The organism is Streptococcus sp. 9.1 (assembly GCF_016648815.1).
Classification (GTDB): Bacteria; Bacillota; Bacilli; order Lactobacillales; family Streptococcaceae; genus Streptococcus; species Streptococcus salivarius_E.
On the sequence record NZ_JACLQS010000025.1, the window covers coordinates 1 to 13,033 of the forward strand.

Annotated in this window: 2 protein-coding genes; both read left to right on the top strand. The window is 44.0% G+C overall.

Going from position 1 to position 13,033, the window contains the following annotated elements; all coding sequences use genetic code 11:
* Window positions 1-174: 174 nt before the first annotated feature.
* Window positions 175-5,643 (top strand): accessory Sec-dependent serine-rich glycoprotein adhesin, encoded by a 5,469-nt coding sequence (locus tag H7T93_RS09760; RefSeq protein WP_201041934.1) that lies wholly within the window; start codon window positions 175-177, stop codon window positions 5,641-5,643.
* Between the two features lie 272 nt (window positions 5,644-5,915).
* Window positions 5,916-13,033 (top strand): accessory Sec-dependent serine-rich glycoprotein adhesin (locus H7T93_RS09765; protein ID WP_201041935.1); only part of this gene is annotated, 7,118 nt, incomplete at its 3' end.

Below are 13,033 nucleotides of genomic sequence, written 5' to 3' on the forward strand. Positions count from 1 at the left end.
GTATTAATAAAGTAAGTTAAAAATTATAAAATAAATGTTTTGAGCTCTAATCATATAAGTTTAATTATTTTCCAAGATTTTCATTTTGAGTGATAATCTCTCGATTATTAGAAAAGTTATGTTATAATGTGATAAAGATTTCTATCAATGGGGTAAAGGTAGAATGGGGCAAATATGTTTTTCAGACGAAATGCAGGTAAATATCGCGAAACAGATCGCGTAACTCGTTTCAAACTTATCAAATCAGGAAAAAACTGGCTTCGGGCAGCAACTGCTAACTTTGGACTTTTCAAAGTTGTTAAAGGAAGTGCAGATGCGCCGTCAGTTTCAGCGCAAAGTGTTGAGGAGAAAACACCAGTTCTCTCAGGTCAAGCATTACTAAAAGGAATTGCGGCTGCGAGTGCATTGGCTGGAGGTGCAGTTACGACTTACACTGCTCAAGCCGAGGAGATGACAAGCCCTGCTTTGGAGAGACAGCTAACCGCTAATCAAGATGTGACAGCTAACTCTGACTCAGTTGTGTTGAGTACAGCGTCTGCTTCTGAAGCTTCTGTGGTAGCATCAACAAGTCAAGAGTCTACAAGTTCTTCAGTTGATACCCAAGCTAGCACAGATGCATCTATATCATTATCCCAATCAGTTTCACAATCTGTATCTCAATCGGTATCAGCTGAATTGTCACAAGCTATCTTAGAGTCAGCATCTCTAAGCAAGGAATACTCAACCTCTGAGAGCCAGTCTCACACTGAAAGTGCTAGTGGTTCAAACTCAGATTCAGTTTCTGAATCAGCAACTTCAACAAGTTCAGCTACCTCTGAGACAGCGACTCAAGAAGATGAAAAGACAATCTTAGATCAAAACGTTTCAGAAGCGGAATTGCTCGTTAATATTGCTAAAAATTACCAAGCAAAATTAACAGATGCAGCTGCGAAAGCTGAAATCCAAACAGCTATTGCGTCAGTTCAGGAAGAAGTTGCCAAATCAACAACCTTGCTTGCTGCATCAGCATCAAATGCTGCTTACGCAGAACAACGTGAGCGTCTTGGTGAAGCCGTTGAGGGTATGATGACCAAGATTACAAATGCAGGTTTCAACGGGAATTCTACAGTAAATGGTAGCCCTGCTATTACTTCAAACCTTAACCTTGCGACTGGTGAAACTAAGGTTTATATAGGAAGTGGAACAGATACGGTTTATAATGTCCCAATCTATTATAAATTGACAGTGAAAAACGATGGAAAGAAACTCACATTTGTCTATAATATTTCATATGATAATCCAGCAACCTCGACAATCGAGAAACATACAAAAATAGGATATAACCACACACTATATAATACTGGAACAGGTGCGAATTCGACACAACCAATGTTTACACTTGGGAAAGGTTTGGGTACACCATCAAGTGTAACAAGTTATCTTACCGATTCTTCAGGGGCTAGATTTACAAATAACAATAGGCTTAGAGATAATACTACTCCTATTGATGCCAAGAATCCTGGATATACATGGGCAAATGGTGCACAACTAACCGGCTACTTTGCAAGACAAGGCTATGGATTAACCTCAACGTGGACTGTTCCTATCAATGGTGAAGATACTTCCTTTACCTTTACACCTTATGTAGGTGCGGACGATGATCCTACTTTTACTAACTATTTAAATGGTAAAATTGTTGAATCAGATACTACTAGTCAATCCCGTAGTCTCTCACAAAGTTTATCTATTGTTCAGTCCACGGTAGTTTCAAATTCTGTCTCTAAGAGTCAGGCTACTTCGAAGTCAGTTTCGCAATCTCTTTCGACAGTGGCCTCAGAATCGATTAGAAAGTCAAATGAAACTAGCAGATCTTTATCCACTAGCGAATCATTGCGGACAAGCTTATCCCAGAGTCAATCTACAAGTCATCGAATATCACAATCGGTGAGTACAAGTTCTTCATTGAGTGCATTTAATTCGCAAAGTTTATCAAGCTCAATAAGTCAATCAACGAGTCAGCGACTATCACAATCAGCAAGTACAAGTTCTTCATTGAGTACATCAAGATCGCAAAGTCTTTCTAGTTCGATAAGTCAATCTTTATCGACGAGTGCAAGTAGATCTGCTAGCGCCTCAGCTCGAATAAGCTTGTCACAGAGTCAATCAACGAGTCAGCGACTATCACAATCAGCAAGTACAAGTGCTTCATTGAGTACATCAAGATCGCAAAGTTTGTCTAGTTCGATAAGTCAATCTTTATCGACAAGTGCAAGTAGATCTGCTAGCGCCTCAGCTCGAATAAGCTTGTCTCAGAGTCAATCAAAGAGTCAGCAAATGTCTGAGTCAGCAAGTGCGTCAGCTTCAGCAAGTGCGTCAGCTTCAGCAAGTACTTCAGAGTCAGCAAGTGCGTCTGAGTCAGCAAGTGCCTCGGCTTCAGCAAGTGCTTCAGAGTCAGCAAGTACATCAGAATCAGCAAGTACTTCAGAATCAGCTTCAGCAAGTGCGTCAGCGTCAGCAAGTGCGTCAGCCTCAACAAGTACATCAGAATCAGCAAGTGCGTCTGAGTCAACAAGTGCCTCGGCTTCAGCAAGCGCCTCAGCGTCAGCAAGTACTTCAGCCTCAGCAAGTGCGTCAGCCTCAGCAAGTGCGTCAGCCTCTGTAAGTGCATCAGAATCAGCGTCAGCATCTGAGTCAGCAAGTGCGTCAGCCTCAGCAAGTGCGTCTGAGTCAGCAAGTGCCTCGGCTTCAGCAAGTGCTTCAGAGTCAGCAAGTGCTTCAGAATCAACAAGTACTTCAGCCTCAGCAAGTGCTTCAGCCTCAGCAAGTACATCAGAATCAGCAAGTACTTCAGAATCAACAAGTGCATCAGAATCAGCAAGTGCTTCAGCCTCAGCAAGCGCCTCTGAGTCAGCAAGTGCGTCAGAGTCAGTAAGTGCGTCAGCCTCAGCAAGTACATCAGAATCAGCAAGTGCTTCAGCCTCAGCAAGTGCGTCAGCCTCAGCAAGTGCATCAGCCTCAGCAAGCGCCTCAGCTTCAGCAAGTGCTTCAGCCTCAGCAAGTGCTTCAGCCTCAGCAAGTACATCAGAATCAGCAAGTGCGTCAGCCTCTGTAAGTGCATCAGCCTCAGCAAGTGCGTCAGCCTCTGTAAGTGCATCAGCCTCAGCAAGTGCGTCAGCCTCAGCAAGTGCGTCAGCCTCTGTAAGTGCATCAGCCTCAGCAAGTGCGTCTGAGTCAGTAGGTGCCTCGGCTTCAGCAAGTGCGTCAGCCTCTGTAAGTGCATCAGAATCAGCAAGTACATCAGAATCAGCAAGTACTTCAGAATCAGCAAGTGCATCAGAATCAGCAAGCGCCTCTGAGTCAGCAAGTGCGTCTGAGTCAGTAAGTGCGTCAGCCTCAGCGTCAGCATCTGAGTCAGTAAGTGCATCAGAATCAGCAAGTACTTCAGCCTCAGCAAGTGCGTCAGCCTCAGCAAGTGCGTCTGAGTCAGTAAGTGCATCAGAATCAGCGTCTGCATCTGAGTCAGTAAGTGCATCAGCCTCAGCAAGTGCGTCTGAGTCAGTAAGTGCATCAGAATCAGCGTCAGCCTCTGAGTCAGTAAGTGCCTCGGCTTCAGCAAGTACTTCAGCCTCAGCAAGTGCGTCAGCCTCTGTAAGTGCATCTGAGTCAGCAAGTGCGTCAGCTTCAGCAAGTGCATCAGAATCAGCAAGTGCATCAGAATCAGCAAGTGCATCAGAATCAGCAAGTGCGTCAGAATCAGCAAGTGCGTCAGAATCAGCAAGTGCGTCAGCTTCAGCAAGTGCGTCAGAGTCAGCAAGTGCCTCAGCCTCAGTAAGTGCTTCAGAATCAGCGTCTGCATCTGAGTCAGTAAGTGCCTCGGCTTCAGCAAGTGCGTCAGAATCAGCAAGTGCGTCAGAATCAGCAAGTGCGTCTGAGTCAGTAAGTGCCTCGGCTTCAGCAAGTGCGTCTGAGTCAGTAAGTGCCTCGGCTTCAGCAAGTGCGTCTGAGTCAGCAAGTGCGTCAGCATCAGCAAGTGCATCTGAGTCAGCAAGTGCGTCAGCATCAGCAAGTGCTTCAGCATCAGCAAGTGCATCTGAGTCAGCAAGTGCTTCAGCATCAGCAAGTGCATCTGAGTCAGCAAGTGCGTCAGCCTCAGCAAGTACATCAGAATCAGCAAGTACTTCAGAATCAACAAGTGCGTCAGCCTCAGCAAGTACTTCAGAATCAACAAGTGCCTCAGCCTCAGCAAGTACTTCAGAATCAACAAGTGTCTCAGCCTCAGCAAGTACTTCAGAATCAGCAAGCGCCTCTGAGTCAGCAAGTGCATCGGCTTCAGCAAGTACATCAGAATCAGCGTCTGCATCTGAGTCAGTAAGTGCGTCAGCTTCAGCAAGTGCGTCAGCTTCAGCAAGTGCGTCAGCATCAGCAAGTGCATCTGAGTCAGCAAGTGCGTCAGAATCAGCAAGTGCGTCAGAATCAGCAAGTGCTTCAGAATCAGCGTCTGCGTCTGAGTCAGTAAGTGCGTCAGCTTCAGCAAGTACATCAGAATCAACAAGTGCATCTGCTTCAGCAAGTACTTCAGAATCAGCAAGCGCCTCTGAGTCAGCAAGTGCCTCAGCCTCAGTAAGTGCTTCAGAATCAGCGTCTGCATCTGAGTCAGTAAGTGCCTCGGCTTCAGCAAGTACATCAGAATCAGCAAGTACATCAGAATCAGCAAGTGCATCAGCCTCAGTAAGTGCGTCAGAATCAGCGTCTGCATCTGAGTCAGTAAGTGCCTCGGCTTCAGCAAGTACATCAGAATCAGCAAGTGCGTCAGCCTCAGTAAGTGCTTCAGAATCAGCAAGTACTTCAGAATCAACAAGTGCGTCAGCCTCAGCAAGTACTTCAGCCTCAGCAAGTGCGTCAGCCTCAGCAAGTGCGTTTGAGTCAGTAAGCGCCTCAGCCTCTGTAAGTGCATCAGCGTCAGCAAGTGCATCTGAGTCAGCAAGCGCCTCAGCTTCAGCAAGTGCGTCAGCGTCAGCAAGTTCTTCAGAGTCAGCAAGCGCCTCTATTTCGGCTTCTAATTCTGTAATTTCAAGTAAAGGTCAGCCAGCCATTCTATCACTTGAAAGCCTGGATATTGAAAGCGTCATTGCCTCAGATTCTATCAGTACATCATCAAGCGTTTCAGAATCAGAGTCAGCATCATTGAGTGTCTCATTGAGTGAATCACAATCTGCCTCTGTAAGTGCTTCAATTTCTGCAAGTGAGTCTGTATCGTTGAGTGAAGTACAAAGTGCAAGTGTGTCTGTGTCAGAATCAGCAAGCACATCTGCGTCAGCGTCATCGAGCGCATCCGCTTCAGTATCTGAGTCAGCTTCTACATCAGCATTCTTGAGTGCCTCTGAAAGCACAAGTGCTTCAATAAGTATTTCAACATCATTGAGTACTTCAGCAAGTCTTTCAACCTCTGCCTCAACAAGTGCTTCAGTGTCTGCCTCATTGAGTGCCTCAGAATCAACTTCTGAAGTGAAAGATCCTAAGCACAAACGTGGTAGCCAAGCGCTTCCTAAGACTGGTGAGGAAAACTCATCATTGTCAATGGCATTTGGTGCTTTGGCAACTGCAACAGGCCTCGCCTTTCTTGCTAAACGTAAGAAAGATGAAGAAGAAAGTGTAGACTTCTAAGTCTTAGTAAGTTTAATCATTATCTTCTAGCGAGATAATCAAATATCCCCTATCGATTAGAGTGATTTCCTAATTGGTAGGGGATTTTTTTAGTCTGATATTCTAAAAATACAAATAGTTTTAATAAGTCTTAGGGTTACCATTATTATCGTATTTTTAGGAGGATGAAAGAAGTGATTAATCGATAGAAAGCAATCTCGAAATGAGATTTTTTGCTTAATTTTATGATAAAATTTAAGGGAGTGTTTTAATCAAAAATAAATGGAGTATATATGTTTTTTAGAAGGAATGAAGGTCAATATCGTGAAACCGATCGTGTGACACGCTTTAAATTGGTTAAGTCAGGGAAGCACTGGCTTCGTGCGGCGACGTCGAATTTTGGTCTTTTCAAGGTGCTTAGAGGAGGCGTGGATACACCGTCTGTTGCTGCCCATCAGGTAGAGGTGGATGCACCTGCTTTTTCAGGTCAGACACTGCTTAAGGGAGTGCTTGCAACGGGGGCCTTGTTAGGTGGTTCTGTTGTGACTCAAGTAGCTCATGCGGATGAAATGACTGATCAGCCGATTTTGGAAAGTGAAGCAGGAGCTAAGACTGATCTCTTGGCTACATCTGATTCCATTGTTCTTGGAAATATGGAGTCTGTGTCCAGTGTTCAAGAGAGTCAAGTAAATAGTCAAGAGTCATCAGAAACTGCGTCAAGTCAGACTTCGGAGGCTTCTTTGAGTGAGTCTCTATCACGCAGCCAATCAGTGTCTGCTTCTGAATTAGCTTCAAAATCGACATCCTTGTCATTGAGTGCCTCGCTTTCTGCTTCCTTGTCAGCTTCATTAACTTCTAAGTCGGAATCAGTAAGTCAGACAGATTCCTCTTCACATAGTCTGTCAGAGAGTACGCTTAGAGAAAGTTCAGAGCATAGTACAAGTACATCTGTTCAGTCAGTTAGCAAGAGTGATAGTAGTAGCGACACTAAAGTAGGGATGTCCCTTGTCATCTCAGAGTCAACCTTGTTAAACGCTTCCTTGACATCTGAAGTGCAAACGAATCGCCAATTATCTGATACGGCGACTGGGCTACTAGCTGCCTCGGTTGTGGCTGATGCTGAGCGTTTAGAACAAGAAAAGCGTCTCAAAGATTTAGCCTTAGACATTTATACCTATAAAGCTCAAGCTGTTGATTTGCCAAATACGGATGTTGCTATTCTCAAGGGAGATAAAGCCTTGGGTGCCATTCGTGTCAGTCTGGCTGATCGTGATAGCGATGTGTCTCCTACGATTAGTCAGGCTCGTCAGGCTAGAAATAGTCTTGCCAATGCGGTGCTTCGTGCGACATCTGGTCAGCGTGATCCTCGTAATGGTTCTCGCATTGATGCTAATAGCAACCTTCGTGCACCCCAGTATAATTTAGGTCCGGCTAACAATGCCTTGATTTCTGTTTATAACTCTGACTACATCAATCATGCTTATAATGTTGTTGAAACCATTCCTACACGAAATAGTATTAAAAGCATTGGCTACGCTTCTGGTAGTGATCGAGTGAATGGCATCAACATACCTCAGACTTCTGCATTGAAAAATAGTGCAGTCGCCTTTAATATTGTGGGGACTGTTGGGCAGACAGGGGTCGTAACGCCTGGGAAAATTTATAATGTTTCTTTTGTAGTGACTAATACGGCTAGGCAGTCAGTGACACGTACGCTTCGTATTCAGGTTTTGCCACAAAATGATGGCATTCGAAACCCGATTACGGCGGTGACAACGGGGGCTTATGTTAATGACACAAGTAATCTCGCTCAAGCCGAAAAAGATAAGGTTTGGGAGGCCTTTAAGACTGCTAACCCCAATATTGCCACTTCAAAGGACTTTAAATCTTATTCGGTTTCAGCATCTGGTGTGGTGACCATTACTTATAAAGATAACACCACAAATGATGTGACGGCTCCAGTGAAGCGACTTGCAGCACCAACGGTTGAAACGAGATTATTGGACAAGGCTTACACGCAGACACCTGTAACTGTGACAGGAGCTGAACCAGGTTCTACAGTCGTTCTATACAATAATGACGACGAAGTAGGAACAGCAGTGGCAGATGCTTCGGGTCAAGCGATTGTGACGCCGACAGTTAAGTTACAAACAGGTGGTGTAACAGCCAAAGCTCGCATCATGTATGATGATTATGCGGTATACTCAGATGCCAGCAATTCCGTGGCTGTAACGGATGGGACGCGTCCTGAAGTGACGGCTAAGTTGACTGTCGATGGTGTGGAACCTAAGTCTACGCCTCTCGAAGGTGGTGGGAAAAACTATACCATCTATGCTGGCGATGATGCTGTTTTGACTTTCACGGCTACAGATGACAGTGGCAAGCTTAAAGAAATGAAAGTTGTTGCAAGAGCCGACTTGGATGACAATGCCTTGAACGGAAATTTCTTTGGTAGTAGCCAGTATGGAACAGGTAATATTGAACCGATTACGGGAGATATCACAGCAACGAGTGACAATCCTGCAACCATCACAGCGACCATTCATTTGAAAGATGATCTTTACCATTCCTTCCGAAACACATGGCAACGTAATGTTGCTGCTATCGACAATGCATCAAATATGAACCGTCCAAATGGCTTGGGTGAGATTCGTATTACTCAGGGACGCTTAGCAGATCGTACGCCGGGTGTGGCACCGACAAGCACTATTCAGGTGACCAGCCTGACTGCCTTAACAGATGCAGATAAAAGCAAGATTATTGCGGCTGTGTCGGCCTTGAATCCAGAGGTTGCCAACCGTATTAAGTCTTATACGGTTAATAGCGATGGAACGGTAACGATTACTTATAAAGACAGTACGACGAATGTTGTGACGGTGAAATTGTCGGATAGTGATCACAGCCAGTCAGTGTCGCAAAGTGCCAGTCAGTCTAAGCAGGAGTCGATTTCTCAAAGTCGAAGTGAGTCCGTTAAGCAGTCTGCGTCGACCAGCCTTTCATTGAGCACGGTTGCTTCAAAAAGTGTTTCAAGTTCCTTGAGTTTATCAGCACAACAGAGTGTTTCAAGATCACAAAGCCAATCTGCTTCAACGAGTGCGTCATTGAGTGTCGTGAAGTCACAGAGTGTCTCAAGTTCCTTGAGTTTATCAGCACAACAGAGTGTTTCAAAATCACAAAGTCAATCAGTCTCAGCGAGTGCGTCATTGAGTGTCGTGAAGTCACAGAGTACCTCAAGTTCCTTGAGTTTATCAGCTCAACAGAGTGTTTCAAAATCACAAAGTCAATCAGCCTCAGCGAGTGCTTCTTTGAGTGCCGTGAAATCGGAGAGGATTTCAAGTTCCTTGAGTGAGTCTTTGAAGACTAGTGTCTCACAAAGTCAGTCAGCCTCAACAAGTACATCTTTGAGTGCCGTGAAATCGGCGAGCGTTTCAAGTTCATTAAGTGAGTCCTTGAAGACTAGTGTCTCACAAAGTGAGTCAGCCTCAACAAGCACATCTTTGAGTGCAATGAAATCGGAGAGGATTTCAAGTTCCTTGAGTGAGTCCTTGAAGACTAGCGTCTCACAAAGTCAATCATCTTCAACAAGCACATCTTTGAGTGCCGTGAAATCGGCGAGCATTTCAAGTTCCTTGAGTGAATCCTTGAAGACAAGCATTTCGCAAAGTGAATCTGCTTCAACGAGTGCTTCTTTGAGTGTTGAGAAATCAGCAAGTGTTTCAAGTTCCTTGAGTGAGTCCTTGAAGACAAGCGTCTCACAAAGTGAGTCAGCTTCAACAAGCACATCTTTGAGTGCCGTGAAATCGGAGAGCGTTTCAAGTTCTTTGAGTGAATCCTTGAAGACAAGCGTCTCACAAAGTCAATCAGCCTCAACCAGTACATCTTTGAGTGCCGTGAAATCGGAGAGTGTTTCAGGTTCTTTGAGTGAGTCTTTGAAGACAAGCGTCTCACAAAGTGAGTCAGCTTCAGAGAGTGCTTCAGTTTCCGAGTCACAATCAGTTTCTAATTCAGAATCAGCTTCAACAAGTGCATCAGTGAGCACATCACAGTTAGAGTCAAATTCAGTCTCAGCTTCAGAAAGTGCATCAACTTCAACATCTCAGTCTGAGTCGAACTCAACATCAGCCTCAGTAAGTGCGTCAACATCAACATCACAGTTGGAGTCAAATTCAGTCTCAGCTTCAGAAAGTGCGTCAACATCAACATCACAGTCTGAATCGAACTCAACATCAGCATCTGAAAGTGCCTCAACATCGATCTCTCAATCAATCTCAAATTACGAGTCAGCTTCAGAGAGTGAGTCAGTATCTGAATCGCAGTCAGTCTCAAACTCAGAGTCAGCCTCAGAGAGTGCCTCAATTTCAGCGTCACAATCAGAATCGAATTCAGTTTCTACTTCAGAAAGTGAATCAACGTCAACATCACAATCCGAGTCAAACTCAGTTTCGACTTCAGAAAGTGAATCAACGTCAACATCACAATCCGAGTCAAACTCAGTCTCAGTTTCAGAAAGTGCCTCAACGTCAACATCACAATCCGAGTCAAATTCAGTTTCAGCTTCAGAAAGTGCATCAGTAAGCACATCACAGCTGGAATCGAATTCAGTTTCGACTTCAGAGAGTGAGTCGACATCAGCATCACAATCCGAGTCAAACTCAGTTTCAGCTTCAGAAAGTGCATCAACGTCGACATCACAATCAGTATCCAATTCAGAGTCAGCCTCTGTAAGTGCGTCAGTATCAGAATCACAGTCAGTGTCAAACTCAGAGTCAGCCTCTGTAAGTGAGTCAGTATCTGAATCACAATCAGTATCAACTTCCGAGTCATCGTCAGAAAGTGCTTCAGTAAGCGAATCACAATCAGTTTCTAATTCCGAGTCTGCATCTGCAAGTGAGTCGATTTCAGAATCACAATCTGTCTCAACTTCCGAATCATCGTCAGAAAGTGAATCAACATCGATATCACAATCCGAGTCAAATTCGGTTTCTACCTCAGAGAGTGAGTCGACATCAATGTCACAATCATTGTCAAACTCCGAATCAAACTCAGTTTCAACTTCAGAAAGTGAATCAGAAAGCACATCACAGCTGGAATCGAATTCAGTTTCAACTTCAGAGAGTGAGTCAACGTCAGCTTCACAATCCGAATCAAACTCAGTTTCAACTTCAGAAAGTGAATCAACGTCAACGTCACAATCCGAATCAAACTCAGTTTCAACTTCAGAGAGTGAATCAACGTCAACATCACAATCCGAGTCAAACTCAGTTTCTACTTCAGAAAGTGAATCGACATCAGCGTCACAATCCGAGTCAAACTCAGTTTCTACTTCAGAAAGTGAATCAACGTCAGCGTCACAATCCGAGTCAAACTCAGTTTCAACTTCAGAAAGTGAGTCGACATCAACATCACAATCCGAGTCAAACTCAGTTTCTACTTCAGAAAGTGAATCAAATTCAGAATCACAGTCTGTTTCAAATTCAGAATCAGCTTCAACAAGTGAGTCATTTTCAGCCTCACAGTCTGTTTCAACTTCCGAGTCAGCCTATGTAAGTGCGTCTGTTTCAGTCTCACAATCAGTGTCTACTTCAGAATCAGCGTCAGAGAGTGCATCAGTTTCAGAATTACAGTCTGTATCTAATTCCGAATCAGTCTCAGAGAGTGCATCAGTTTCTGAATCACAATCAGTGTCTACTTCCGAATCAGCGTCATTAAGTGAATCCATTTCAGCATCACAGTCTGCTTCAACTTCAGAATCAGCGTCATTAAGTGCGTCAGTTTCAGAATCACAGTCTGTCTCAACTTCAGAATCAGCATCAGTAAGTGAATCAATTTCAGAATCACAATCAGTGTCTAATTCCGAATCCGCTTCATTAAGTGCGTCAGTTTCAGAATCACAGTCTGTTTCAAACTCCGAATCAGCGTCATTAAGTGAATCAACATCGGCATCACAGTCTGAATCAAACTCCGAATCCGCTTCAGAAAGTGCATCAGTTTCAGAATCACAGTCTGCTTCAAACTCCGAGTCATCTTCAGCAAGTGAGTCAGTGTCTGAGTCGCAGTCTGTATCTAATTCCGAATCAGCGTCAGAGAGTGCATCAGTTTCAGAATCACAATCAGTTTCAAATTCCGAGTCAGCATCAGAGAGTGCATCAGTTTCAGAATCACAGTCTGTCTCAAATTCCGAATCAGCATCAGAGAGTGCTTCAGTATCTGAGTCACAATCAGTTTCTAACTCCGAATCAGCGTCAGTCAGTGTGTCAATTTCAGCTTCGCAGTCAGTGTCTAATTCCGAGTCAGCTTCGGTAAGTGAGTCAGTCTCAGAATCACAGTCTGTTTCAAATTCCGAGTCAGCCTCAGTAAGTGCTTCTGTATCAGAATCACAATCAGTGTCTAACTCAGCATCAGCCTCAGTAAGTGCTTCTGTATCAGAATCACAATCTGCTTCAAACTCCGAGTCAGTGTCTGTAAGTGAATCAATTTCAGAATCACAATCTGTCTCAAATTCAGAATCAGCATCAGTAAGTGAATCAATCTCAGAATCACAGTCTGCTTCAAACTCAGAGTCAGCGTCAGTAAGTGAATCAATTTCAGCATCACAGTCTGAATCGAACTCAGTTTCAGCTTCAGAGAGTGAATCAACCTCAGCTTCACAATCCGAGTCAAACTCAGTTTCGACTTCAGAAAGTGAATCAACGTCAGCGTCACAATCAGAATCAAATTCAGTTTCGACTTCAGAAAGTGAATCAACATCAGCGTCACAATCAGAATCAAATTCAGTTTCGACTTCAGAAAGTGAATCAACATCAGCGTCACAATCCGAGTCAAACTCAATTTCGACTTCAGAGAGTGAATCAACATCGACATCACAATCCGAGTCAAACTCAGTTTCAACTTCAGAGAGTGAATCAACGTCAACATCACAATCCGAATCAAACTCAGTTTCGACTTCAGAAAGTGAATCGACATCAGCGTCACAATCAGAATCAACCTCAGTTTTAACTTCAGAGAGTGAATCAACGTCAACATCACAATCCGAGTCAAACTCAGTTTCGACTTCAGAAAGTGAATCGGCATCAGCTTCACAATCAGAATCAAATTCAGTTTCAACTTCCGAGAGTGAATCAACATCGACATCACAATCCGAGTCAACTTCAGTTTCTGCGTTAGAAAGTGCATCAGTAAGTACATCACAATCTGAGTCAAACTCAGTTTCAACTTCAGAGAGTGAGTCAACGTCAACATCACAATCCGAGTCAAATTCAGTCTCAGCTTCAGAAAGTGCATCAACATCAACATCACAGTCTGAATCTAACTCAACATCAGCATCTGAAAGTGCATCAACATCAACATCACAGTTGGAGTCAAATTCAGTCTCAGCTTCAGAAAGTGCGTCAACATCAACATCACAGTCTGA